General features: G+C 73.4%; 26 protein-coding genes and 1 tRNA gene. 11 read left to right on the plus strand and 16 right to left on the minus strand.

The features are described from left to right. Positions 1–12: 12 nt before the first annotated feature. Positions 13–1,437 carry an amidase gene (locus ASF17_RS06140; RefSeq protein ID WP_055796624.1) on the plus strand — a complete coding sequence of 475 codons (1,425 nt, stop codon included), beginning with the start codon at positions 13–15 and terminating at the stop codon, positions 1,435–1,437. Positions 1,438–1,488: 51 nt separating this feature from the next. On the opposite strand, the gene ASF17_RS06145 is transcribed toward ASF17_RS06140, so the two are convergent. Genes ASF17_RS06145 through ASF17_RS06165 form a run of 5 tightly spaced genes read right to left on the minus strand, consistent with a single transcriptional unit; the run spans position 1,489 to position 6,416 of the window. Continuing rightward, entirely contained in the window at positions 1,489–2,301 is an 813-nt protein-coding gene (locus tag ASF17_RS06145) for an ABC transporter ATP-binding protein (protein ID WP_055796629.1), read from the minus strand. Then, positions 2,298–3,077, minus strand: coding sequence for an ABC transporter ATP-binding protein (locus ASF17_RS06150; protein ID WP_055796632.1), 780 nt, complete (start codon positions 3,075–3,077; stop codon positions 2,298–2,300). The genes ASF17_RS06145 and ASF17_RS06150 overlap by 4 nt, the downstream gene beginning before the upstream one ends. Continuing rightward, a complete protein-coding gene (locus ASF17_RS06155) occupies positions 3,074–3,931 on the minus strand; it encodes an ABC transporter permease (protein ID WP_442855736.1) in 858 nt (285 codons plus the stop codon). The genes ASF17_RS06150 and ASF17_RS06155 overlap by 4 nt, the downstream gene beginning before the upstream one ends. Before the next feature lie 26 nt (positions 3,932–3,957). After that, positions 3,958–4,911, minus strand: a complete 954-nt coding sequence (locus ASF17_RS06160) for an ABC transporter permease (RefSeq protein WP_055796636.1) — start codon at positions 4,909–4,911, stop codon at positions 3,958–3,960. Continuing rightward, a complete protein-coding gene (locus tag ASF17_RS06165) occupies positions 4,908–6,416 on the minus strand; it encodes an ABC transporter substrate-binding protein (RefSeq protein ID WP_055796640.1) in 1,509 nt (502 codons plus the stop codon). The genes ASF17_RS06160 and ASF17_RS06165 overlap by 4 nt, the downstream gene beginning before the upstream one ends. Positions 6,417–6,674: 258 nt before the next feature. On the opposite strand from ASF17_RS06165, the gene ASF17_RS06170 reads away from it, so the two are divergent. Then, on the plus strand, positions 6,675–7,106 hold the full coding sequence (locus tag ASF17_RS06170) for an SIP domain-containing protein (protein ID WP_055796644.1): 432 nt from the start codon (positions 6,675–6,677) through the stop codon (positions 7,104–7,106). A 106-nt stretch (positions 7,107–7,212) separates the two neighbouring features. Next, positions 7,213–8,154 carry a siderophore-interacting protein gene (locus tag ASF17_RS06175; RefSeq protein WP_200913442.1) on the plus strand — a complete coding sequence of 314 codons (942 nt, stop codon included), beginning with the start codon at positions 7,213–7,215 and terminating at the stop codon, positions 8,152–8,154. Between the two features lie 4 nt (positions 8,155–8,158). Here the strand turns inward: ASF17_RS06175 and ASF17_RS06180 are convergent, their stop codons facing one another. From ASF17_RS06180 to ASF17_RS06190, 3 genes are read right to left on the minus strand one after another with little or no spacing between them, the layout of a single operon-like run. Beyond that, complete coding sequence (locus ASF17_RS06180) at positions 8,159–8,980, minus strand: SDR family NAD(P)-dependent oxidoreductase (protein ID WP_055796650.1); 822 nt, start codon at positions 8,978–8,980, stop codon at positions 8,159–8,161. After that, positions 8,977–9,333: a Fe-S oxidoreductase gene (locus ASF17_RS06185; RefSeq protein ID WP_235476409.1), complete on the minus strand. Its 357-nt coding sequence runs from the start codon at positions 9,331–9,333 to the stop codon at positions 8,977–8,979. The genes ASF17_RS06180 and ASF17_RS06185 overlap by 4 nt, the downstream gene beginning before the upstream one ends. Further along, the gene (locus ASF17_RS06190; protein WP_055796653.1) at positions 9,330–10,730 is read right to left on the minus strand and encodes a dihydrolipoyl dehydrogenase family protein; all 1,401 of its coding nucleotides are present in this window, start codon (positions 10,728–10,730) and stop codon (positions 9,330–9,332) included. Before ASF17_RS06190 ends, ASF17_RS06185 begins: the two co-directional genes overlap by 4 nt. A gap of 158 nt (positions 10,731–10,888) precedes the next feature. On the opposite strand from ASF17_RS06190, the gene ASF17_RS06195 reads away from it, so the two are divergent. Next, positions 10,889–11,059 carry a CsbD family protein gene (locus ASF17_RS06195; protein WP_055796655.1) on the plus strand — a complete coding sequence of 57 codons (171 nt, stop codon included), beginning with the start codon at positions 10,889–10,891 and terminating at the stop codon, positions 11,057–11,059. A 144-nt stretch (positions 11,060–11,203) separates the two neighbouring features. On the opposite strand, the gene ASF17_RS06200 is transcribed toward ASF17_RS06195, so the two are convergent. The 6 genes from ASF17_RS06200 to ASF17_RS06225 form a co-directional block, all read right to left on the minus strand. Then, positions 11,204–12,007, minus strand: coding sequence for a crotonase/enoyl-CoA hydratase family protein (locus ASF17_RS06200; RefSeq protein ID WP_055796658.1), 804 nt, complete (start codon positions 12,005–12,007; stop codon positions 11,204–11,206). After that, a complete protein-coding gene (locus ASF17_RS06205; RefSeq protein ID WP_235476482.1) occupies positions 12,004–12,834 on the minus strand; it encodes an arginase family protein in 831 nt (276 codons plus the stop codon). The genes ASF17_RS06200 and ASF17_RS06205 overlap by 4 nt, the downstream gene beginning before the upstream one ends. Before the next feature lie 63 nt (positions 12,835–12,897). Continuing rightward, positions 12,898–14,013, minus strand: coding sequence for a DUF418 domain-containing protein (locus ASF17_RS06210; protein ID WP_055796664.1), 1,116 nt, complete (start codon positions 14,011–14,013; stop codon positions 12,898–12,900). Then, positions 14,010–14,723 carry a PspA/IM30 family protein gene (locus ASF17_RS06215; RefSeq protein WP_055796667.1) on the minus strand — a complete coding sequence of 238 codons (714 nt, stop codon included), beginning with the start codon at positions 14,721–14,723 and terminating at the stop codon, positions 14,010–14,012. The genes ASF17_RS06210 and ASF17_RS06215 overlap by 4 nt, the downstream gene beginning before the upstream one ends. 58 nt (positions 14,724–14,781) lie before the next feature. Further along, on the minus strand, positions 14,782–16,818 hold the full coding sequence (locus tag ASF17_RS06220; protein ID WP_055796672.1) for a TPM domain-containing protein: 2,037 nt from the start codon (positions 16,816–16,818) through the stop codon (positions 14,782–14,784). Between the two features lie 93 nt (positions 16,819–16,911). Continuing rightward, complete coding sequence (locus tag ASF17_RS06225; protein ID WP_156357322.1) at positions 16,912–17,319, minus strand: hypothetical protein; 408 nt, start codon at positions 17,317–17,319, stop codon at positions 16,912–16,914. Between the two features lie 70 nt (positions 17,320–17,389). On the opposite strand from ASF17_RS06225, the gene ASF17_RS06230 reads away from it, so the two are divergent. The 3 genes from ASF17_RS06230 to ASF17_RS06240 all read left to right on the plus strand — a co-directional run bounded on the left by ASF17_RS06230 (position 17,390) and on the right by ASF17_RS06240 (position 19,240). Beyond that, positions 17,390–18,274, plus strand: a complete 885-nt coding sequence (locus ASF17_RS06230; protein WP_055796678.1) for an EamA family transporter — start codon at positions 17,390–17,392, stop codon at positions 18,272–18,274. 96 nt (positions 18,275–18,370) lie between these two features. Further along, positions 18,371–18,586, plus strand: coding sequence for a hypothetical protein (locus tag ASF17_RS06235; protein ID WP_055796681.1), 216 nt, complete (start codon positions 18,371–18,373; stop codon positions 18,584–18,586). A 90-nt stretch (positions 18,587–18,676) separates the two neighbouring features. Further along, positions 18,677–19,240 carry a recombinase family protein gene (locus ASF17_RS06240; protein WP_055796686.1) on the plus strand — a complete coding sequence of 188 codons (564 nt, stop codon included), beginning with the start codon at positions 18,677–18,679 and terminating at the stop codon, positions 19,238–19,240. A gap of 24 nt (positions 19,241–19,264) precedes the next feature. On the opposite strand, the gene ASF17_RS06245 is transcribed toward ASF17_RS06240, so the two are convergent. Next, positions 19,265–19,336 (minus strand) — tRNA-Arg (locus tag ASF17_RS06245). Between the two features lie 103 nt (positions 19,337–19,439). Between ASF17_RS06245 and ASF17_RS06250 the strand changes: the two genes are divergently transcribed. Together ASF17_RS06250 and ASF17_RS06255 are read left to right on the plus strand one after the other, a co-directional pair. Further along, complete coding sequence (locus ASF17_RS06250) at positions 19,440–20,108, plus strand: pyridoxine/pyridoxamine 5'-phosphate oxidase (protein ID WP_082475112.1); 669 nt, start codon at positions 19,440–19,442, stop codon at positions 20,106–20,108. 74 nt (positions 20,109–20,182) lie between these two features. Further along, complete coding sequence (locus tag ASF17_RS06255; RefSeq protein ID WP_055796689.1) at positions 20,183–20,941, plus strand: gamma-glutamyl-gamma-aminobutyrate hydrolase family protein; 759 nt, start codon at positions 20,183–20,185, stop codon at positions 20,939–20,941. A 25-nt stretch (positions 20,942–20,966) separates the two neighbouring features. Here the strand turns inward: ASF17_RS06255 and ASF17_RS06260 are convergent, their stop codons facing one another. Beyond that, positions 20,967–21,608, minus strand: a complete 642-nt coding sequence (locus ASF17_RS06260) for a hypothetical protein (RefSeq protein WP_156357323.1) — start codon at positions 21,606–21,608, stop codon at positions 20,967–20,969. A 103-nt stretch (positions 21,609–21,711) separates the two neighbouring features. On the opposite strand from ASF17_RS06260, the gene argS reads away from it, so the two are divergent. Both argS and ASF17_RS06270 read left to right on the plus strand, forming a co-directional pair. Further along, on the plus strand, positions 21,712–23,376 hold the full coding sequence (gene argS, locus ASF17_RS06265) for an arginine--tRNA ligase (protein ID WP_055796696.1): 1,665 nt from the start codon (positions 21,712–21,714) through the stop codon (positions 23,374–23,376). Continuing rightward, positions 23,373–24,140 (plus strand): LmeA family phospholipid-binding protein, encoded by a 768-nt coding sequence (locus tag ASF17_RS06270; RefSeq protein WP_055796699.1) that lies wholly within the window; start codon positions 23,373–23,375, stop codon positions 24,138–24,140. Before argS ends, ASF17_RS06270 begins: the two co-directional genes overlap by 4 nt. The last annotated feature ends 79 nt before the right edge of the window (positions 24,141–24,219 follow it).

The following is a 24,219-nucleotide window of genomic DNA, read 5'->3' on the forward strand; positions in this document are numbered from 1 at the left end:
TACGCTCGACGGGTGCCCGAACTCCACGACCTCAGCGCCCACGAGCAATGGAATCTCCTGCATCGCGGAGAGCTCTCCCCTCGCGAGCTGACCGACCACTACCTGGACCGCATCGAGCGCCTCGACGGAGAGGTCGGCGCCTTCGTGACGGTCACCGCCGACCGTGCCCGCGACCGTGCCGACGAGCTGACCCGTGCGGGTCGGACGACGGCGCCGCTGTGGGGGCTGCCGCTCGCCGACAAGGACCTCGGCGATCGGGCGGGCGTGCCGACCCGGTCCGGTTCGCGCCTGGCCGACGGCCGGGTGCCCGAGACGTCGTCCGAGATCGTCGCGGCCCTCGACGAGGCCGGCGGCGTGAGCCTCGGCAAGACGGCGACCCCCGAGTACGGGCTGACCGCGTACACCGAGACCCTCATCGGCCCGCCGACGCGCAACCCCTGGCGACTCGACACCGGCGCAGGCGGCTCGAGCGGAGGGGCCGCGGCCGCGGTCGCCGCGGGCATGCTGCCCTTCGCCCCCGGGTCGGACGGGGGCGGCAGCATCCGGATCCCGGCCGCCGCGACCGGACTGGTGGGGGTGAAGCCGTCGCGGGGACGCGTGCCCTCGCAGTCGGGACTCGCGAGCCTCGGCGGGCTCGCCGTCGGGGGGCCGCTGGCGCGCACCGTCGCCGACGCCGCCCTGCTGCTCGACGCGATGGTCTCGCCCGACGGACGGCCGCCGCGGCACGGGCACGCGCTCTGGGCGCCGCCGTCGCCCGACGGCGCCTACCTCGGCACGGCCCTCCGCGGGGCCGGACGCTTCCAGGTCGCCGTGATGACGACCAGCCCCTGGGACGACGTGTTCGACGTCTGGGTCGACCCGCGCCTCCTCGGCGTCGTCCGCTTCACGGCCGACCTGCTGGCCGATCTCGGGCACGGCGTGGACGAGACGACGATGCCTGCGTCGGACTACCCGGCGCTCTTCCGCACCCTCTGGCAGGCCGGCGCCGCGGGGATCCCCGCCGAGACCGACGAGCAGCTCGCCCGTCTCGAGCCCATCACCCGGTGGCTCGTCGAGCGGGGCCGCGGAGTCCCGGCTCGCGAGCTCGGCGCCGCCCTCGCGGGGCTGACGGCGTTCGAGCGGACCGTGATCGACCGGTTCGCCCCCTTCGACGTCGTCCTGACCCCGACGCTCGCCCTGACGGCCCGCCCGATCGGCTGGTACGACGCCGACGACGCCGAGCGCAACTTCGAGCAGCAGTGCCTCTACTCGCCCTTCACCTCGTTCGTCAACGTCGCCGGGCTGCCCGCGATCACCCTGCCGGTCGGCGAGGTCGACGGATCGCCGGCCGGCGTGCAGCTGATCGGCAGGCCCGGTCGCGAGGACGTCCTCCTGGCCGTGGGGGCGCAGCTCGAGCGGCGCATGAGATGGCAGCGGAGGCACCCGCCGCTCTGGTGACCCGCGAGGCGCGACGGGCGCCCGATGGCGGGTCGGTCGAGGGTCGGCGGATCAGTCGAGCGTCGGCACCGCGGCCACGAGCGCGCGGGTGTAGGGGTGCCCGGGGTGGCGCAGCACCGCGTCGACCGTCCCCTGCTCGACGATCCGCCCCTCGTGCAGCACGGCGACCCGGTCGGCGAGATGCTGCACGAGACCGATGTCGTGCGAGACCGTGAGCAGCGACAGCCCGAGGTCGTCGCGCAGCTCGCGCAGCAGCTGCAGGATCTGGGCTCGGACCGTGACGTCGAGCGCGCTCATCGGCTCGTCGCCGACGAGCAGGCGGGGTCGGTGGACGATCGCGCGGGCGATGGCCACGCGCTGGCGCTGCCCGCCGCTGAGCTCGTGCGGGTAGCCGTCGGCGTGGTGCCGGGTCAGACCCACCCGGTCGAGCACCTCGTCGACCCGGGCCCGCCGGTCGCCCGCGATCGAGAGGGCCCGCAGCGGCTCGGCGACGGTGTCGCGCACGCGCATCCGCGGATCGAGCGAGCTGTAGGGGTCCTGCAGCACGACGCCGGTGTCGCGGCGGAACCAGCGCAGCGCCGACGCCCGGCCGGGTCGCACCGGGCGTCCGTCGAAGCGGACCGTGCCCTCCGTCGGCGTGTCGAGGGCGAGCAGGGTCTTGACCAGGGTGCTCTTCCCGCTGCCCGACTCGCCGATCAGGGCGACGCTCTCGCCGTGGCCGACGTCGAGGTCGGCGCCGACCAGCGCGTGCCTGACCGGGCCCGGCTGGAACGGCGACGACCGGGGCAGGCGATACGTCCGGCTGAGGCCGCGTCCGCTCAGCAGGGGGGCCGAGGAGGCGCGGGTCGGTTCGTCGTCGCTCATCGCGCCCTCCAGGTGGTCGCCCTCGTCGCCTCGACCAGCCCCCGGGTGACGGCGTGGCGCGGGCGGTGCACGAGGTCGTCGACGGACGCCTCCTCGACGACGCGGCCGTCGGCGAGCACCGCGGCCCGGTCGACGGCTCGACGCAGGACGGCGAGGTCGTGGGTGACGAACAGCAGCGACGCGCCGCGCTCGTCGACGAGACGGGCGAAGAGGTCGAGCACCTCGGCCTGGGTCGAGACGTCGAGGGCCGTGGTGGGCTCGTCGGCGAGCAGGAGGCGCGGGCGGGCGATGAGGGCCGTCGCGATGACCACGCGCTGACGTTGCCCCCCCGACAGCTGGTGCGGGTAGCGGTCGACGATGCGCTCGGGGTCGGGCAGACCGACCTCGGCGGCCGCGTCGACGGCACGGCGACGGGCCTCGCGACGTCCGACCCCCTCATGCAGTCGAAGGGGTTCGGCGATCTGACGGCCGATGGTGCGGACGGGGTCGAGCGACGTCGTCGGGTCCTGGAACACGACGCCGATCCCGGCTCCTCGGAGGGGGGCGTGGTCGCGGTCGGGCAGCCCGACGAGCTCGCGGCCGTCGAACGAGATGCCGCCTCGGACGACGGCGTCGTCGGGCAGCAGCCCCAGCACGGCGAGCAGCGTCAGCGACTTGCCCGATCCGGACTCCCCGATGAGCCCCACGCGCTCCTGCGGTCCCACCGAGAGGGAGACGCCGTCGACGACGGTCCGTCCGGCGAGCTCGATGCTGAGATCACTGATCTCGAGGCTCACGAGACCACCCCCGGCGCATCGGCGGGGTCCGGGGCGGCGGAGGGTGCGCGCCGGCGCAGGCGCGGGTCCCCGGCGTCGCGGACGGCGTCGCCGAGCAGGTTGAGCGCCAGCACGGTGAGCGTGATGGCGGCGCCGGGCCACACGATCGTCCCGGGGTGGACGCCGATGAACTTCTGCAGGTCGCTGAGCAGTCGGCCCCACGAGGCGGTCTCGGCGGACGCCCCGTACCCGAGGAACGACAGTCCGGCCTCGGCGAGGATCGACGTCGCCATCGCGAGCGAGACCTGGACGGCGAAGAGGGGCGCCACGTTCGGCAGCACGTGCCGCGCCACCACGCCGAGCGGCCCCACGCCGGCCGCGCGGGCGGCGAGCACGTAGTCCTCCCGGCCGACCCGGCGGATCTCGGCCCGGGACACCCGGGCGATGTTGACCCCGTAGCCGGTGCCGGCGGCGACGACGACCACGGCCAGCGACCCGCCGAAGGCGGCGGCCAGGGCCATGGCGATCAGGATCGTCGGGAACGCGACGAGGACGTCGATGAGCACCGACACGGAGTCCCGAACCCAACGCGCGGTCAGCGATCCGAGCGCTGCGAGGGCGACGCCGACCACGAGGGCGACGGCGCCCGAGGCGACCGCCACCACGGCGGTCGTGGTGGCCCCTCGGGCCACGTAGCTGAAGATGTCGCGACCCACGGAGTCGGTCCCGAGGAGGTGCATGGTCGACGGCGGAGCCCAGGCTCCGTAGGGGTCGGTGGCGAAGGGATCGAACGGCGTCCAGAACGGGGCGACGACGGCGGCCGCCGCGACGAGCACGAGCCACCCCGCGCCGAAGGCGCCGGCCGGCCCGGACACCAGGGCCCGGATCCACGACCCGCGCCTCATTCGCCCCGCTCCCGTGCTCTCGGGTCGACGGCGCGGTGCACGACGTCCACCACGAAGCCGACGGCGAGGACGATCGCGGTCAGGGTCATGAGCTCTCCCTGCACCTTCGTCAGGTCTCGGCGACCGACGTCGGCGACGAGCATGCGACCGACGCCGGGCAGGCTGAAGAGCTGCTCCACGAGCACCGCGCCGACGACGAGACCGGCGGCCTGGATTCCGAGCACGCTCACGACGCTCAGCATGACGTTCGGCAGGCCGTGGCGCACGAGGGCCCGGTCGCGCGTCATGCCCTTGGCGGCGGCGGCCCGGACGTAGTCCGCGTCGAGCGCTCCGAGCGCGGCGGATCGGGTGAAGCGGAGCAGCACGGCGCCCTCGACGAGACCGATGGTCACCGCGGGCAGGACGAGCGCCCTCAGGGCGGCCGCCGGATCGGACCACCCGTCGAGGGGGAAGCCCTGCGTCGGCAGCCAGTCCAGGGTGACGGCGAACAGGGCGATCAGCAGCATGCCCGCCCAGACGGCCGGCACGGCGGCGAGGATCTGACCGCCGATCGATGCCGCCGTGCCGAGCGGGCGCCGTCGGCGGAGCGCCGCGAGCACGCCGAGAGGGACGCCCACGACGAGGCCGACGGCGAGCGAGAGCCCGGCGAGCGGCAGCGTGACGGCCAGCTTGTCGGCGATCTCGTCCGCGACCGGGGTCCCGGTCACGAGCGACCGGCCGAGGTCGAGCCTCAGCAGCCCTCCCACCCAGTCGAGGTACTGCGCGAGGAACGGCCGGTCGAGTCCGAGCTCGGCCCGGAGTGCGGCGACCTGGGCGGGCGAGCCCGTCGTGCCGGCGATCACCTGGGCGACGTCGCCGGGCAGGAGGCGCAGCGTCGCGAAGATCAGAGCGCTGGCGACGAGCAGACCGACGGCGAAGAGGACCAGACGCCCGGCCGTGAACCTGATCACTCGGTGGCGGCCAGCGACGAGAGATCGAGCCGTGTCGTCGTCGACGAGGTCGGGAACCCGGTGATGCCGTCTCGGATGGCCGTGAGCGTCGTCGTGGTGTACAGCCACTCGGCCGGCGCGTCGTCGGCGACGATCGCCGCGGCCTCGGCGAGGGCCTCGTCGGCGTCGGCAGGGTCCGTGGCGGCGAGGGACTCGGCGTAGAGGCCCTGCACCGCGGGGGAGTCGTAGCCGAAGTAGTAGTCCGGATCGGCCCAGTTGCCGAAGTCGTGGGTCTCGGCGTGGTTGACCATGCTCAGCTGGAAGTCGCGCGGCGAGCCGTCGGACGGGGCGACGAAGACGTCGCTCAGCCAGGTCGAGAAGTCGACCTGCTCGACGGTGAGGGTGATGCCGACGGCCTTGAGCTGCGTCGTCAGCACATCGCCGATGGCGGCCGGGTAGACGTTCGCGTACTCGAGGGTGAGGTCGAGATCGCCCTGACCGGACTCCTCGAGGAGCGCGCGGGCGGCGTCGGGGTCGTACGCGTCGACGTCGGTCAGATCGCGGTAGCCCGGGTCGAGCTCGGGGATCGGCCCGCCCTGGTCGACCGCGGAGCCGCCGGTGGCGGCGATCAGCGCGTCGTTGTCGACGGCGAGGCGGATCGCCTTGCGCACGCGGGGATCGGTGAAGGGCTCGACCGCGTTGTTGAAGGCGAGGGTGTACTTGTCGGTGGTGCGGCCCTCGCTGACGGTCAGCCCGTCGACGCCGTCGAGCTGACTGCGGAGCGTCGCGTCGACCGCGGTCTGCACGTCGATGTCGCCCGACAGCGAGGCGTTGATGCGGGCGGACGGGTCGGGGATGTACCGGAAGACGACCCCGCCGACGGCCGCGGGCGTGCCCCAGTAGTCGTCGTTGCGGCTCAGCCGCAGGTTGTCGCCCTGGGTCCACCCCGCGAGGGTGAAGGGCCCTGTGCCGTTCGCCGTGGTCGAGAGGTCGTTGTCGGCCTGCTGCTCGAGCACGAGGCCGGCTCGCCCCGTCAGCGAGAACAGCAGCGCCGAGTCCGGTCGGGACAGCGTGATCACCACGGTCGACTCGTCGGGCGCGGTGACGGCGTCCACCGCCGCGAGATCGCCGTGGTTGGCCAGGCTCTCGTCGTCGGCGACCTGCTGCAGCGACCAGACGACGTCCTCCGCGGTCAGCGCGGCCCCGTCGTGGAAGGTCACGCCCTCGGCGAGGGTGAAGGTGTAGGTCAGGCCGTCGTCGCTGACCTCGTGGCTGGACGCCAGGACGTCGACGATCTCGTTGTCCTGGGTGCGCCCGACGAGGCCCTGGTAGACGTTGTCGATCAGCACCTGATCGAGCGCGATGCCGGCCGTCCGGCGGATGTCGAGGTCGGTGGGCTCGAGGACGAGGCCGACGGTGACGGTGGCGTCGTCGTCGGGGGCGCCCGTCGGGTCGGGCGACGACGTGCAGCCGGCCGTGACGAGGACGAGAGCGGTGACGGCGGCGAGGAGGGGCAGGGTGCGCACGCGGAGGGGCCTTCCGGGGTGGGCCGGGGCGTCGGCGCCTCGGCGAAGGATGCCGAGGTGGTCTCGGCTCTGCTGCGGGGGATCTCCGGTCGCTGTCGGTCCGGTCGTCACGATCCGCCACCGTGGTGCTGTCGGACACGGCGCGGCCCCTCGCCACGGGTCGCTGCCGGATCCGTGGACGGTCAGAACCTACCACCCGGCTGCGAATCGGGCGGACGTGTGTCGGGATAGGTGAGGCTTACCTATACTGACCAGGACATGTTCCTCGAATACCGCGACCCGCCCCTCCAGCACGACGCCACCCGCGTGCTGTTCGCCGGCGACGCCTCCTCCCTCGACCAGCTGCGCGGCATGCTGGCCGCCCTGCCCCTCTGCGCGCGCGGGCAGGTCTTCGTCGAGGTCGACGACAGCAGCCAGATCGTGCCTCTCGCCGCACCGGGCCGGGTGGCCGTCGCCTGGCTGGCGCGCGATCGCCGATCCGGTGCACCCGGGTCGGGGCGCTCCTGCGAGCCCGGCGACGCGCTCGAGCGGGCCGTCCGCGCGTGGCTCGCCGAGATGTACGTCGACACCGACTCGCTGGTCGCCGGCGAGCACGTCATCTGGATCGCCGGGCCGCCGTCGTTCGCCTACGACCTCCGGCACGATCTGCACCGCGTCTTCCAGACGGTCGACGGGGCCGCGGCGCTCTGATCCGCCGTCGGCCGGCGGGGACGCTGGTCTCCGACCGTCCGAGCAGCTGTCTCGACGTCCAGGCACCTCTTCTTGACCGTCAGGTTAGGACTGCCATACTTAGGGTGTGCTTACTTCCGTAGCCGAGGCCTCGCCCGGGTCCGTCGTGAAACCCGCCCACCGCCCGTACCGGGCCAGGGTCGAGAGGGTCCAGCGTCTCTCGCCGTCGTTCACCCGCGTGACGTTCGGCGGTCCCGAACTCGGCGACTTCGGGGCCGACGGGCTCGACCAGCGCATCAAGGTGGTCCTCCCGCTCGAGTCCACGGGCTTCGACACGTTCCCGTCCGGAGACTGGTGGGGCGAGTGGCGCGCCCTGCCCGACCACGCCCGCAACCCCTTCCGCACGTACACCGCACGAGCCGTCCGACCGGAGCTCCGCGAGGTCGACGTCGACTTCGTCGTGCACGCCGACGGCGGGCCCGCCGCCGCCTGGCTCGCGGCCGTCCGCGTCGGCGACGACGCCATGCTCGTGGGCCCCGACGCCACCAGCGGCGTGACCGGCAGCGGCGTCGAATGGAACCCGCGGGGCGCCTCCTCGGTGCTCATCGCCGGCGACGAGACCGCCGTGCCCGCCGTGTCCTCCATCGTCGAGAGCCTGCCCGCCGACGCCCGGGGCTGCGTGTTCCTCGAGGTGCCGACGTCGGCGGACGTGCTCGAGCTCACCGCGCCTCCCGGGGTCTCCGTCCACTGGCTCGCACGAGACGGGTCCGACGAAGGGCACGGCGCGCGACTCGTCGAGGCCGTCCGCGGCTGGACGGCCCGGTACGTCACCGCGTGGCACCGCGGCGTCGAGGTCTCCGAGGTGGACGTCGACCACGACATCCTCTGGGACGTCCCCCAAGGAGAGGCCCGCCACGGCGAGGCCCTCGACGGCGAGCTGTACGCGTGGCTCGCCGGCGAGGCCGCCGCCATCAAGACCCTGCGCCGGTTCCTCGTCGCCGAGGTCGGCGTCGACCGCCGCCACGTCGCCTTCATGGGCTACTGGCGGCTCGGCCGCGCCGAGATGTAGCGGCTCAGACCTCCGAGGGCAGCCCGACGAGCTCGGAGCTGCGCTCCCAGAGGGCGGCGGCCAGGGAGGCGTCCTTGGCCTGGGGCAGCACGAGGCCGTCCGGTTTCAGCTGGTCGAAGTAGGTGCCGCTCGGCACGCCGATCGTGCTCGGCCCCGCCAGCTGGATGAGCGGCAGCGCCCCGGCGGCGGCCGAGATGCCGTAGTGCCCGTTCGTCAGCACGTTGGCCATGCGCCACATGGACGAGTCGGCGCCGAAGTTCGTCTTGACGATCCCGGGGTGGAACGAGAAGGCCTCGAGCCCCGTGCGCTTCGCCAGCTCGCGGATGAACAGGATCGTCTCGATCTTGCTCGTGCCGTACTGGCGCCAGCCGCCGAGCCACGGCCGCTTCGCCCAGTCGAGGTCGTCGAGACGCACGCGGCCGAACAGGTTGGCGACGCTCGCGGTCGACACGACGCGCGCCTCGCTCTCGATCAGTCGCGGCAGCAGCAGTCGGGTCAGGAGGAACGGCGCGAGGTGGTTCGACTGGAGGATGCGCTCGTGGCCGTCGGCGGTGACGCCGCGCGGATTGACGAGCCCGCCGGCGTTGTTGGCGAGGACGTCGATCCGGGGATAGCGGTCGAGGAGGCGCTCCGCGAGTCCGCGGACGTCGTCCAGCCGGTCGAAGTCCGCGATGAAGGCGCTCCCGCCGACCTCGTCCGCGACGGCGCGGGTGCGCTCGGGGTTGCGACCGACGATCGCGAGCTCGGCGCCCCCCTTCGACAGCGCCTTCGCGGCCTCGCGGCCGATGCCGCTGCTCGCTCCGGTGATGATCACGGTGCGGGTCATCGGTAACCGCCTTCCTCGAGGCCGGCCTCGATCTCGAACCTGTTCGTCAGCGGGTCGCTGCCGGCCAGGAAGTACATCAGGGGCATCAGCATGCCGTATCGCCGCCACTGCGTGACGTGGACGGCCTCGTGTCGCAGCACCCGGGGGCCGTCGTTGTACCGGGTCAGGTAGACCCGGCCCACGCAGGTGCCGCCGCGGCGGAACGCCCACCGGGGGAGACCCCGGCAGACGATGAGGTCGCCGACCACCCGGATCCGCCCCGTGCTGAGCGGGACGCCGACGGCGAGGCCGACGAGGGTGGCGACGGCGCAGCCGAGGCGCGAGACGGGGGAGTCGAGCAGCAGGCCCGTCACGGGCGCCCGTAGCCGTCCAGCAGGCGCAGCCAGACCTCGCTGACCGTCGGGTACGACGGCACGGCGTGCCACAGCCGATCGATCGGGACCTCGCCGACGACGGCGATCGTGGCGGCGTGCAGGAGGTCGCTGACCTCCGGTCCGACGAAGGTGGCGCCGACGACGACCTTCCGACCCTCGTCGACGACGAGTCGCGCGTGGCCCTTGTACGAGTCAGAGTGCAGCGCGGAGCCGGCGACCGACGCGAGGTCGTAGTCGACGACGCGCACGTCGATGCCGCGCTGCGTGGCGGCCTCGGCCGTGAGACCCACGCTCGCCACCTCGGGGTCGGTGAAGGTGACCTGCGGCACGGCGGCGTCGTCCGCCGTGGCGACGTGGGTTCCCCAGGGGGCGGTCGAGAGCTCGGTCCCCTGGGCCCGCGCCGCGATGACCTCGCCGGCGGCTCGGGCCTGGTACTTGCCCTGATGGGTGAGCAGGGCCCGGTGGTTGACGTCGCCCACGCCGTACAGCCAGTCGGTGCCGTGCACGAGCAGGGTGTCGTCGACCTGCAGCCAGTCGCCGGGCTCGATGCCGATGCTCTCGAGTCCGAGGTCCGAGGTGCGGGGCACCCGGCCGGTGGCCACGAGCACCTCGTCGGCGATCACGGTGCTCCCGTCGTCGAGGGTCACCTCGACGGTGTCGTGCTCGGTGCGGAGGACGGAGACGGGGGAGACCCCCACGCGGACGTCCACACCGAGCTCGCGGAGTCCGTCCCCGACGAGCTCCCCGGCGAAGGGCTCCTGACCGCCGAGCAGACCGCTCCGCGCGACGAGCGTCACGACGGAGCCCAGACCCTGGTAGGCGGTCGCCATCTCGGTGGCGACGACGCCGCCGCCGATGACCACGAGGCTCTGCGGGACGCTCTGAGCGCTCGTCGCCTCCCGGCTCGTCCAGGGGCGAGCCTCGGCCAGACCCGGGATGTCGGGCAGCAGGGCCGACGATCCGGTCGCGGCGACCACGGCGTGGTTCGCGGTGTGCACGACGCCGTCGACGGTGACCTCCCGCACTCCCGTGATGGTGGCGTGTCCGCGGATGAGGTCGATGCCCGCGCCGGCGACCCAGTCGGCCTGGCCGGAGTCGTCCCATCCGCTCGTGAAGGAGTCCCGGCGGCGCAGCACGGCCGCGACGTCCACAGCGCCGGTGACCGCTTGGGCGGCCCCGTCGACCGCGCGCGCCGCCCGCACGACCGCGGTGGAGCGCAGCAGCGCCTTCGAGGGCATGCACGCCCAGTACGAGCATTCGCCGCCGACGAGCTCGGCCTCGACGAGGGCCACCGAGAGGCCCTTGCGCTTGGCGTAGTCGGCCACGTTCTCGCCGACCGCGCCGGCGCCGATCACGATCAGATCATAAGCAGTCATGCGACGACCGTAGTCCTCGCTCCCGGGCGTTCGTCCGGATGCTCGCTGGCCGTTCCGCGCACGCATCCTGGGCGCGGGATGTGCGTGCGGTCGGCACCGGGGTCGCCTCGATAGCGTTCGGGCATCATGCGCTGACGCGCCAAGCACAGGAGGTCTTCATGGGACTCGACGACAAGATCAAGAACGCCGCTCAGGACATCGCGGGCAAGGCCAAGGAGGCCATCGGCGACCGCAAGGGCGACGAGGACCTCAAGGCCGAAGGTCGCAAGGACCAGACCGCCGCGAGTGCCAAGAAGACCGGCGAAGACGTGAAAGACGTCTTCAAGTAAGACGCGTCATCACGCCCGGAGCCCGCTCCCCTTCGTGGGGGCGGGCTTCGTCGTGTCAGGGCCGGTCAGCCGGGTCGGACAGCGCTGCCGGTCGGTCGTGCCCGTCGGTGGTGCCGATCGGCGGTGCCGCTCGGGCCCGGACGATCACGACCCCGAGAATCGTGGGTCGCGCCGCTCCGTGAACGCCGCGACACCCTCTCGGGCGTCGTCCGTGCCGAGCAGGCGCACCAGCTCGGGCTGCAGCGAGGCCTCGGCCGCCGCGTCGCCCTCGCGCACGGCCAGACGCGCGTTGGCGAGGGTGGCCTGCACGGCGAGTGGGGCCTGGGCGGCGATCCGCTCGGCGAGTCGCAGAGCCCGATCGAAGGCGGCCCCTTCGGGGACGACCTCCTGCACGACCCCGATGCGCCGCGCCTCCTCGGCTCCGAAGAGGTCGCCGGTGAGCAGATAGCGCATCGCGTCGCCCCAGCCCGCGCGTCGGGGCAGCCTCGTCGTCGCGCCGCCGAACGGGAGGATCGCCCGGCTCACCTCGATCTGACCGAAACGGGCCGTCTCGTCGGCGATCACGATGTCGCTGGCGAGCGCGAGCTCGACCCCGAGCGTCAGGCACGTGCCCTGCACGGCGAGCACGACCGGCTTGGTCAGCGATCGTCCGTCGACCTGCCAGGGGTGCACGCCGCCCTCGGGGACGATGTCGAGACCGGTGTCGGTCACGGCCGGGAGGACGTCGGTCAGATCGAGCCCCGCCGTGAAGTGGTCGCCGTGCGCGAAGACGAGTCCGACGTGCAGTCCGGGGTCGTCGTCGAGTCGGCCGTAGGCGAGAGCGAGTTCGCGAAGCATGCGGAGGTCGGCGGCGTTCCGCTTCTCGGGACGGTCGAGTCCGATCAGGAGGACGCCCCCGCGGCGCTCGACCGTGACGCGGGGGCGGTCGCCGGCGTCGGGTCCGCTCATCGCGACAGGGCCCCGACGATGCGGAGGATGGTGCCCATGTCGTCCGAGGCGCTCGTCGCGTCGACGGGGGCGAACGAGCAGAGCCCGGCCCCCACCAGGGTGAAGCGGGTCTTGAGGGCGGTGATGGTCGCGATGAGCGTCGCGAGATCGACGCCGAACGGCTGGGGCGCCAGCAGACCGTCGATGATGCCGGGGTCGAGCACGTCGAGATCGACGTGCAGGTAGACCTCGGTCGCCCCCGTCGCGGCCACCGCGGCCACGACGTCGTCGGGCGTGAGATCGAGCGACGAGACCGTCGAGACGCGGCGACTGTCGACGTACCGGTCTTCGGCCTCGTCGAAGCTGCGCGCGCCGGCGAGCACGATGCGGCCCGGGTCGAGCGGCGTCTCGGCCGGATCGAGCGTCGGGAGGTCGTCGTCGACGTCGCCGACCAGAGCCCGGAGCACCATCCCGCTGAAGGCGCCGCTCTCGCTGCTGCGCGGCGCGTGCAGGTCGGGATGGGCGTCGAACCACACGACGGCCGTCGACGGGGTGAGCGCGTGGCGGACGGCGCCGAGCTCGACCCCGCAGTCGCCGCCCACGACGAGCGCGGGTCCGGTGCCGGTCGCGAGCTCCTGCTGCAGGGCGTCGGCGACGGTGAGCACGGACGACAGCCGGTGCACCCGGGTGCCCAGCGAGTCGCCGGCCCCGACGGGGACCTCGACGACGGTGGTCGCCGACGCGGGCAGATCGCCCAGTATCGCGTACGCGCCCTCGGCGAGCCGCATGGCCCTCGACGACGGAGAACCCTGCCACTGCGGAACCACGACGAACCTCACGCGCGTCAGTCTGGCACAGCGCGGGGCGGTCGTGGCAGGGACCCTCGACGGGCGATGACGAGGAGGCCCGGGTCAGCGGGAGACGGCGTCGTCGCGCCCGGCCCCGGGCCGGCTGGCGGCCGCCACCAGGCGCTCGAGCGGACCGCGCCCGACGAACCGTCGCCAGACGACGGCGTAGACGAGCGTGCCGACGACGGAGGCCACGAGCCAGCCGAGGGGGAGTCCGTACGAGCCGCCGGCGGACCGGTAGGCCGTGAAGAGGGGCGCCGTGAGCAGCAGATGCAGCGTGTAGACGGTCAGGGGCTGGGCGCCGACCGCCGCGAGCGGCGAGAGGACGGCCCGGACGACCCGGGTCACCCGGCCCGCGACACGACCGGTGCCGGTGGCGAGCAGCAGGAGGCCGATCACGGCCAGTGCGACGCCGCCCGAGCCGACGATCTCGGCGGGCATGCCCTCGTGGTCGGCGGGGTCCAGGGCGGCGACGTCGGAGGCGCCCGGCAGGAACCGCGCGCCGTAGCCGATCACCGCGGCGACGGTTCCGACGACCACCAGGAGGGCGGCCGTCGCCGGGCGGGCGAGATCGCTGCGGGCGGCTGCGAGGCCGGCCAGGAGGAAGGGCAGCCAGACGAGTGCCGGGTAGGCGCCCACGAGCAGGGCGTCGGCCGCGAGACCGGCGAGGCCCGGAGCCGCGGCGTCGCCGACCGCGTCGAGGGGCACGAGGGAGGCGGCGAATGGGGCCGCGAGGGTGACGACGACGGCCAGCGGAACGAGGAGGCGCCGAGGCAGCCAGAGGACGGCCAGCAGCAGCAGGAACATCACCCCGTAATACGGCAGGATCACCAGGACGTAGGGGTTCCAGGCCTGCAGCAGCAGCCCGAGCACGATCAGCAGCACCGCGCGGATCGCGATGGACAGAGCCCGGCGGCCTCGATCGTCCGGGCGCGTCGGATCGGCGCCGCCGGTCATGAGCCCGAGCGAGACGCCGGCGAGGGTGGCGAACAGGATGGCCGAGCGTCCGTCGAAGAGGCGCTCGTCGAGCAGATCGCGCGGCCAGAGGTGCGCCGCGAACATGCCGAGGACGGCGAGGCCGCGGGCCACGTCGACGCCGACGAGCCGTGACGCACCCGGGCGCGTGACCCGGACCCGACCGGTCGTCGGCGTCGACGGGCCCGCGGCGCCGACGGTCACGCTCCGAGCTTCAGCGCGGCCAGGCGCGCCTCGATCTCGGTCTGCTCGTCGAGGTCCTCGAGACCCTCGAACTGCGCGTCGAGGCTCGAGGCCGCGAGGTCCTGCTGCCCGAGCACCCTGGCCTCCTCGCGGCGGACCTTGTCCTCGAAGCGGCTGAGCTCGCTGGTGGGGTCCATCAGGTCGATGCTCTTCACCGCGTCGGCGACCCGCGACTGGGCCTCGGCCGACTTGGCCCGGGCGTTCAGCTCGTCGCGCTTGCTGCTCAACTGGTCGAGCTTCTCGCGCATCTGCGTCAGACCCGTCTTCAACCGGTCGACCACCTGGGTCTGCGCGGCGATGGTCGGCTCGGCGTCCTTGGCCTCCTTCTCAGCCGACAGCTGACGACCGAGGGCGACCTTGGCGAGCGCGTCGAACTTGTCCGCGTCGACCGTGTTGCCGGCGGCCCGCAGCTCGTCGGCCTTTCCGCTGGCGGCCCGGGCCTTGCGCTCCCAGTCGGCGGCCGCGGCGACGTCCTCGGCGTGGTCCTGCTCGATGAGGCGCAGGTTGCCGATCGTCTGAGCGACGGCGCTCTCGGCCTCGGCGATGCTGTTGGTGAAGTCGCGGACGAGCTGGTCGAGCATGAGGCTCGGGTCCTCGGCCTGATCGAGCAGGTTGTTAATGTTCGCCCTCGTCAGCTGGGCGATTCGTCCGAAGATGGACTGCTTCGACATGGTGGTCCTTTCGTCTGGTGGTCGTTGCCGTGGTCTGTGTCGGAAGGGCCGCTGCGGTTCAGAAGCGTCCGCCGCCGGATCGGCGTCCGCCGCCGCCGAAGCCGCCGCCGCCTCCGCCGAAGCCGCCGCTGCGGCCCCCGAAGCCGCCGCCTCCGCCGAAGCCGCCACCGCCCCCGCCGCCGTTCATGAGCCCGCCGATGATGAGGCCGGTGACGATGCCGCCGAGATCCGCGCCTCCTCGGCCGCCGCCGCCCGAGCCGCCGAACGGCGAGGCCTGCTGATACGTCGAGACGTCCGCGGCCGCTTCGCTCGACGCCGCCTGAGCGGCCAGGTTCGCCTGATGCGCTTCGCCGAGCGCGGCGTCGCGATCGACGGTGGCGAGCGAGACGGCCTCGGCCAGGTGCCGCTCGGCCTCCGAGAGACGAGTGCGGGCACCGGGCCCGACCGCGCCTCGCCGGGTCTCGATGAAGTCGCGTGCGGCGCTGATCCGGCTCCGAGCCGACAGGAGCGCCTGGTCCAGGGCCGCCTGGGCCTTCCGGCGCACGGTCTCGGCGTCGCGGACGGCGGCGAGGGCGGCGTCGACCCGGTCGTCGGCGTCATCCAGACGGGCGAGCACGGCGAGGGGGTCGGCGCGGTTCTCGTCGGCGAAGCGCAGCGCCTCGTCGACCGCCGCCACCGTCGCGGCGAGGTCGACGCCCCGGGGGGCAGCCGACGGCTCGAGTGATCGGGCCGCGTCGAGATCGGTGCGCAGCTCGATCGTCAGTTCGCGGATCCGGCTCTGCGCCGTGGCCAGCGACTCGCCCGAGCGCACGACCGAGTCGGCCAGCTGATCGACCTGGCCGAGGGCCTGGCGCGCGGAGCGGATGCGGGCGACCGCCTGACCGGTCTCGCCCGCGGCGAGATGCTCTCGGGCCGCTGTCGCGCTCTCGTCGACGAACTCGAGCAGCCGGTCCGCCTGGTCGACGTCGTCGACGATCGAGGCCACCGCCGGAGGGGAGTAGGTGCGGGACAGCGCCTCCAGGGTGCTCCGCGTCTCGGCGAGGCGGGCCCGACGGACTGCGACGTCGGCGGGCAGCGCCTCGGCATCGGCGGGGGCGGAGTCCTCGGCCCGCCGCATCTCGTCGAACGCGTCGGACTGGGCGTCGAGGGTCGTCCCCGCCGTCTCGCACAGCTCGATGATCCGTGTCGTCCACTCGCGTCGCTCCCCGGCGCCGTCGGGCACGTGATCGTCGAGTCTCTGACGCAGGGCGAAGGCCTCGCGCGCGCTCGACCGGGCGGACTCCAACGCCTCGACGAAGGGCCGGGCGACCTGCTCGCCGAACTGGGCCTCGGCGAAGCCGACCTCCTGCGAGCCGGCGGTGATCTCGTCGTCCAGGGCGACGAGCAGACCGGCGGCACGACGCTCCAGCTCATCCTGCTCGGCCCGAGCGGCGGCGAGGGCGCGGCCTCTCCGGCGGCGTCGGAGGACCGTGACGGCGACGACCGCGGCCAGCACCACGAGCGCGAGCACGCCGAGGGTCCAGAGCAGCCAGGTCCCGCCGGAGGACGATCCGTCGTCGTCAGCTCCGGCGGCCCCGGGCGCCAGGGCGTCGGCGAGCGAGGTCGCGGCGCCGGCCCAGTCGCCGTCGCGGAGCTCCGGCACGAGCACGTCCGTCTCGAGCGCCGACTGGTCGGCGGCCGCGATGGACGACGACTCGGCGACCGAGAGGTCGTACAGGCGATCGTCGACGGCGACCGACAGCAGCACGTCGTTGACGCCCAGCTGATTCCGCTCCGCCGTAGCGCGACCCCACTCGGTGCGGTCCGAGGGGGAGGTGAAGGAGTCGACGTAGACGACGAAGAGATTGGTGCCGTTCTCGGCGGCGAGGGTGTCGAGCGACTGCTCGACCCTCTGCTCGTCGGCGTCCGACAGCACGTCGGCCTGGTCGACGACGTAGGCGCCGGCCAGATCGACGGGCCCGGCCGCTGCGGCGCTCGTCACGCCGAGCAGCGAGCCGCCCACGATCGATGCCGCCAGCACCGTCCCGCCGAGCGCCAGAGCACCGATCATCTCGGCACCCGACGCGATCCGTCCCTCTCGTGCGACGACGCCCACGACTCTCCCCTCGACGATGGGGCCGAGTCTAGTGAGGGCCTCCGACGGTCCGCCCGAGCATCCGCCGTGAGCGGACCGGGCCGCGAGGCGGCGTCACCCGACGAACAGCAGGGCGATCGACGCCACCGCGCAGACCGCGCCCACGGCCACGAGCACGATGCCGACGAGACGCAGGGCCCGGCCGTCGTCGTGCGGGGTGTCGACGCGCACCGAGGAGGGGCGGCGAGGGTCGTAGTGGACCGTCAGCTCGGTCTCGACGGGCGTCTCGATCGCGTACTCAGCGAACTGGGTCTCGTGCAGGTCGCCCCACGAGTCCATCCACCGGGCCGTCGCAACCCGCGCGTACTCCGGTGCCGGGATGACCACGGCGACCGTCTCCTCGTACCGACGGGCCCGTCGCCCGACGGCGGCGGCGGCGATGAGGAAGGGGGTGCCGGCGATGAACCCGAGCCAGCCGAAGAGCTCGATCACCGGCGAGATGACGGAGAGAGCGTCGGACATGCCACGATCGTAGTGCCGCACCGCGGCGACGGCCGTCCCGGCCTCCGTCCGTCCGTGAGGAACCCCCGTCGTGAGCCGACCCCCGCTCGACGCCGTCCCGGCCCCCGTGCTCGCGGTCGCCGCGATCGTCTCCGTGCAGTTCGGCGCGGCCCTCGCCCGCACGCACTTCGACGCCGTCGGCCCCCTCGGCGCCGCGTCCCTCCGGCTCGCTCTCGGCGCCCTCATCCTGCTCGTCGTCTTCCGGCCGCGGGTCCGCGGCTGGGATGCTCGCACCTGGCTCGGGGTCGTCGTCCTCGGTCTCGCGCTGGCCGGGATGAACTCCCTCATCTACCTCGCCATCGACGTCGTCCCCCTCGGCGTCGCGGTCACCCTCGAGTTCCTCGGCCCGCTCGTCGTCGCGCTGGCCCAGACCCGCCGCTGGCTCGACGCCGGCTGGGCCGTGCTCGCGCTCGCCGGCGTCGTCGTGCTCGGCTCCGACTCGAGCGGGTCGATCCCGGTCGTCGGGGTCGTGCTCGCCCTCGGCGCCGGAGCCTTCTGGGCCTGCTACATCGTCGCCAACGCGAACCTCGGTCGACGTGCGGACTCCCTGTCGGGGCTCGCGGTCTCGATGCTCGTCGCCGCCGTCGTGGTCGTGCCGTTCGGCGCTGCCGACGCGAGCGCCGCCGTGGTCGCCGACCCGCGCCTCCTCGGCGTCTTCCTGATCGTCGCCGTCGCGACCTCGGCGGTCCCCTACGCGCTCGAGATGGTGGCCCTCCGCCGCCTGCCGACGCGGGTGTTCGGGGTCCTGTCGAGCCTCGGGCCGGCGCTGGCCGCGTTCGCCGGGCTCGTCGTGCTCGGACAGGCGCTCGGTGCCCGCGAGCTCGTCGCCCTCGCGCTCGTGACGGCCGCCAGCATCGGGGTGACCGTCACGGCGCGCCGGCGGGTGGCGACAGCGTCGGAGCCACCGCCCGCCTAGCCGATCCTGGACGATCTGTACCCCGATCGCGGGGTGGCGGGCGTAGTCTGCGGTCAGCGGGCCAGAGTCGGTCCGCCGCAAGCAAGGAGGAACACCATGGGAGCTGTTCTCGAGAAGACGTCCCGCGCCGAGGTCATCGACCTGGGCGACGGTTATCACCGCATCTCGACGCCGACGGCCGGCGTGATCGGATTCGTCCACGAGTCCGACGGCCGCTACGAGGTCCTCCGCGGGCGGGTCCGATCGGCCACGAGGGCCGAGGGCGTCTACCGCAGCCTCGACGTCGCGGTCATCGCCCTCACCTACTCCTGAGTCCCCGACCGGCGGAGTCACCCGACGTCCGACATCCTCGACGGCCCCGCTTCGGCGGGGCCTTTCGTCTCAGAGAGAGCAGGACCGGTCATGGCGGTGATCGGCTACGCCCGCATCTCGGACGACGACGCATCGCCCGACCGGCAGCAGTCCGTGCTCGAGGCCGCGGCCTGCGAGCGGATCTACATCGATCGGGCGACGGGTCGCCGCACCCGTCAGCCGTTCCTCGTGGACGCGCTCGCCTCGCTCCGCGAGGGGGACGTCTTCGTCGTGACGCGGCTCGATCGCCTGGGCGGGTCGGTGGCCTCCCTGCTGGACCTCGTGTCGGGTCTCGACGAGCGCGGCGTCGCCTTCCGATCGCTCGACGAGGGGATCGACGAGATCGGACCCTGGGGTCGCTACTTCTTCCGCACGGCCGCCGCGCTCGCCGGCCACGAGCGGACGGTCGACGCCGAGACCGGTCTCGCGGCCGCCCGTCGACGACGCGACGCCCGGTCGAGCAGACCGCAGGGTCTCGGGTCCCGCCGGCTGCGGATCGCGCGGGTGCTGCTCGCCGACGAGCTGCCGATGCGAGACGTCGCCCGGCATCTGGGAGTCTCGGAGCGCGTGCTGCGGCGTGAGCTCGAGAACGACGAGCCGGGCGGCGCACGGTAGGGCGACGATCCGGTCGGATGACGGTGCCCCCAGAAGGATTCGAACCTTCGCCCCTGCCTCCGGAGGGCAGTGCTCTATCCCCTGAGCTATGGGGGCCCAGGAACGTCGTCCAGGTTAGCAGCGATTCCGGCCGCCTCCCGACGCGGTCCGGCCCGGCCGCTCACGGTCGCCCTCCACCTGGGCGGAGCACTGTGGTGCGATGAGCACCGACGAGTCCGCCCCGACCCTCCGCGACCGCCTCCGCGAGGCGAAGGCGCCCCACCCCGACGTCCCCGCCCTCGACCCCGACGTCGCGCCCGCCGATCCGCGGGAGCTCGTGAGGGAGTGGCTGATCGAGGCCGTCGAGGCCGGCGTCCCGCAGCCCCAGGCGATGACCCTGGCGACCGTCGATGCGTCGGGTGCGCCCGCCTCGCGCGTCGTCCTGCTGAAGGACGTCGATGACGACTTCTGGTTCGCCTCGTCGTCGCTGAGCCCGAAGGGTCGGCAGATCGAGGTCGAGCCCCGCGTCGCCCTGTCGTTCTTCTGGTCCGAGCGCGGGCGGCAGATCCGCGTGACGGGCCGCGCGGTCCCCGGGTCGCGGGAGGCGAGCCGGGCGGACTTCACGTCGCGGCACCCGCAGTCGCGGGCCGTCGCCGTCGCCCTGCCGCAGAGCAGCGTGATCGCCGACCCCGAGGAGGCGCGGCGCGCCCTCGACGACGCCCGCTCGCGCATCGACGCCGACCAGGACTCCGCCCCCGACGACTGGACGGCGTACCGGGTCGAGCCCGCCTCGATCGAGTTCTGGCAGGCCACGAGCGGCCGCGATCAGGTGCGCCTGCGGTACGACCGCGAGGGCGATTCGTGGACCCGCGCCTCCCTGTGGCCCTGAGCATCACGTCGATCGCTCCGTAACGCGGAGACACGGAGCTGGCGTCGCCGCCCGGGCGTGACGACGATGGGGTCATGCCCTCCGAGACCCTCCACCTCGCCGTCGTCGAGGTGACCCGTCACCGCCCGCACGCCCCGCGCTACGACGCGTACGTGCAGACGATGGTGGCCCGGGTGCTCGGCGATGCGGCGCGGGGCGGGTGGACGACCGATCGCGTCGCGGCCGGCGAGCTGGGCGTCGACGCCCTGCTGGCCTCGACGGCGCGGGCCGACGCCGTGGTCGTCCTCGGCGGCGAGGACGTCTCGCCCCGCTTCTACGGCGCGTCGGGCGGCTACCCGTCGGAGGGTCCGCACCACGCCGTGGCCGACGAGGCGCAGATCGCTCTCGTGCGACGCTCCCTCGAGACCCGCACGCCCCTCCTCGGCGTCTGCCGGGGCCACCAGATCGTGTCGGTCGCCCTCGGGGGGACGCTCGAGCAGCATCTCGACGACGAGGCGGGTCTGCACCGCACCTCGGGCGTCCCGGCCGACCTGTCGATGGCCGACCACCTCGTCGCGATCGACCCCGCGAGTCGACTGGCCGGGGTGCTCGGCACCCGCGTCGTCGTCCGGAGCTCGCATCACCAGGCCATCGGACGTCCCGGTGCGGGGCTGAGGGTCGTCGCCCGGGCAGCCGACGGCGCCATCGAGGCCGTCGAGCACGTCGAGGCGCCCATCACGGGCGTGCAGTGGCACCCGGAGGATCCGGGCGCCGACCGCGCGCAGCTGCCGGCGCTTCTGGCGCGGCTGCGCCTCGAGGCCCTGTCCGCCGGTCGGGCGTCGCGCGCCGCCTGACTCCAGAGGTCGCCGGAGGCGCGGGTCAGCCGGTCGCGCCGCCCGCTTCGAGCGCCGCCACCACCTGCGACGCCACGGGCTCGGCCGATCCCGGCTCGACGAACGCGGTGGACTCGAGCACGACGTCGTAGGGGAGGGGGAGGAACTCCGCCCGGCCGACGCCCTGCGTCACGTCGAAGTAGCCCTCGACTCCGTACGTCGGCACCCAGTTGCTCGTCGCGACGAGCTCGTTCGCGAGGGTCGTCAGTCCGGCGTCGTCGTACTGCGCGACTCCGAGGGTGATGGTGTCCCCGGCCGTGTCGGTCCAGGCGCACAGGGTGCCGTCGGCCGCGGCGACCCGCTCGAGCGGCGTGGTCACCCCGTCGTCGTCGGCGCCCTCGGGCACGGGAGCGGGCGACAGGCCGGGGTGGGCCGCAGCGACCGTCGCCGGATCGACCAGGGCCGAGCAGTCGAGATCCACCGGCGTGCTGACCAGGGCCGGGGTCGTCGGGGTCGGGGTCGGCGTCGCGTCGCCGGGGGCGCCGGCGGTCGCGTCCTGTGACGCCGCGGCGCTCGACTCCGGTGCCGGCGCGTCGCCCGAGGTGCACGCGGCGAGCGGCAGAGCCGCGAGTCCGACGATCGCGGCCAGGGTGAGACCTCGCAGAGGAGGGCGGGTGATCGGCGTCATGCCGACCATCTTCACCGATGGCGCCCGGGGGTCGTCTCCGTCGGGGCTGCGCCGACCCGGTCGCCCGCTGATCCGCCGCCGTCAGACGGTAAGATGAACCCTCGTGACTCCCGCCGAACTCTCCTCCTCCCTCCTCGCCGTCGTCTCGGGCGTCCTCGAGCGCCGCGGCGTCGCCGGCGAGGTCTCGGTGACCCCCGCCGACGTCGTCCTCGAGCGTCCCCGCAACCTCGATCACGGCGACTGGACGACGAACGTGGCCATGAAGTTCGCCAAGCGGGTCGGGTCGAACCCCCGCGAGCTCGCGACCGAGATCGCCGGCGATCTCGCCGAGGTCGACGGGGTGGCCCTCGTCGACGTCGCCGGGCCGGGCTTCGTCAACATCCGCCTCGACGCCGCCGCCGCGGGCGTCCTCGCCAAGACGATCGTCGAGCAGGGCGAGGCCTTCGGGCGCGGCGACTACTACGAGGGCGTCACCATCGACCTCGAGTTCGTGTCGGCCAACCCGACCGGCCCGATCCACCTCGGCGGGGTGCGCTGGGCCGCGGTCGGCGACAGCCTGGCCCGCGTGTTCCAGGCGCAGGGCGCCCTCGTCACCCGCGAGTACTACTTCAACGACCACGGCGGCCAGATCGACCGCTTCGCCCGCAGCCTCCTCGCCAGCGCGCTCGGCGAGCCCACCCCCGACGACGGCTACGGCGGGTCGTACATCGGCGACATCGCCGAGCGCGTCATGGCGACCGTCGACGCCGACGTGCGCGACCTCCCGCGCGACGAGGCCCAGGAGCTCTTCCGCTCGGTGGGCGTCGACTTCATGTTCGGCGACATCAAGACGTCGCTCCACGACTTCGGCGTCGACTTCGACGTCTTCTTCCACGAGAACTCGCTGCACGAGTCGCGGGCCGTCGAACGCGCCGTGGCGCGCCTCCGCGAGCTCGGCCACGTCTACGAGGCCGACGGGGCCACCTGGCTCAAGACGAGCGACTTCGGCGACGACCGCGACCGGGTGGTCATCAAGACCGACGGCGAGGCCGCGTACATCGCCGGCGATCTCGCCTACTACCTCGACAAGCGCGAGCGCGGGTTCGAGCGCAACCTCATCATGCTCGGCGCCGACCACCACGGCTACGTCGGCCGCATGATGGCCATGTGCGCGGCCTTCGGCGACGAGCCGGGCGTCAACCTCGAGATCCTCATCGGTCAGATGGTCAACCTGCTGCGCGACGGCGAGCCGCTCCGCATGTCCAAGCGCAACGGCACCGTCGTGACGATGGAGGACCTCGTCGACGCGGTCGGGGTCGACGCCGGGCGCTACTCGCTCGTCCGCAGCCCGGTCAACAGCTCGATCGACATCGATCTCGACCTGCTGACCCGCCGCAGCAACGACAACCCGGTCTTCTACGTCCAGTACGCGCACGCCCGCACACGCGCCGTGGCCCGGAACGCGGAGGCCGCCGGCGTCACGCGAGACGCCTTCGACGCCTCGCTGCTCTCGCACCCGACCGAGGCGGCCCTGCTCGGCGCGCTCGCCGAGCTGCCTCGCGTCGTGCGTCAGGCGGCGGAGCTGCGCGAGCCCCACCGCGTGGCCCGGTACGTCGAAGAGCTGGCGGGCACCTACCACCGGTGGTACGACTCGTGTCGGGTCACCCCTCTCGGCGACGAGGCCATCACCGATCTGCACCGCACGCGGCTCTGGCTGAACGAGGCCGCGGGCCAGGTCATCCGCAACGGGCTCGGTCTGCTCGGCGTCTCGGCCCCGGACCGCATGTGAGCGCGCTCGACGAGACCTTCGCCGAGCAGCCGGTCCGACCGCGCAAGAGACGTCGTCGCGGCGTCGCGCTCGTCGCCGTGCTGGCTTTCGTGGTCATGCTGGTCATCATCGCGGTGGTGGCGGACGTCGTGACGCGGGCCGTCATCGAGGACCGCGCGTCGGTCCAGGTCGAAGAGACCTCGGGGGTCGACGACGTCGCGGTCGACATCCACGGCCTGTCGGTCCTGTGGCAGCTCTCCCGGGGGACCCTCGACTCGGTGACGCTTGCGTCCGGGTCGGCGAGCGACCCGGTGAGCTTCCGGGTCGACGTCGCCGATGTGCCGACCGACCTGGCGGGCCCGACGGGGGCCGTCGTGGGCACGGTCTCCGTCGACGCCGCCACGGTCAACCGCCTCGAGGGCATCGAGGACTCCGGAGGCACGGTGTCCTTCGACGACGGCCAGGTCACCTACCAGAAGACCTTCACGATCCCGATCGTCGGCGACGTGCCGGTCGACGTCTCCGCGTCGCCGACCGTGGCCGACGCCGGCCGGGCGATCTCCTTCTCTCCGACGGCGGCGTCGTTGCCCGACACGTCGATCCGGCTCGATCTGACGCGGTTCCTCGGCGACTTCGCCACCACCGTCTGCGTCGCCGAGTACCTGCCGGCCGACTCCGCCATCACCGGGGTCGACGTCACGACCGACCGCGCTTCGATCGACCTCTCGTCGCCCGGCCTCGACCTGTCGGAGCCGCTCCTCGACGACGAGGCCTCCTGCTCGTGACGGCGGAGGGCCCGGTGGCATGACGCCGGCGTCGCCGTCGCTAGGCTCAGAACAGTCCCCGTCGTCCCCCCGAACCGAG

The organism is Frigoribacterium sp. Leaf263, from assembly GCF_001422285.1.
Classification (GTDB): Bacteria; Actinomycetota; Actinomycetes; order Actinomycetales; family Microbacteriaceae; genus Frigoribacterium.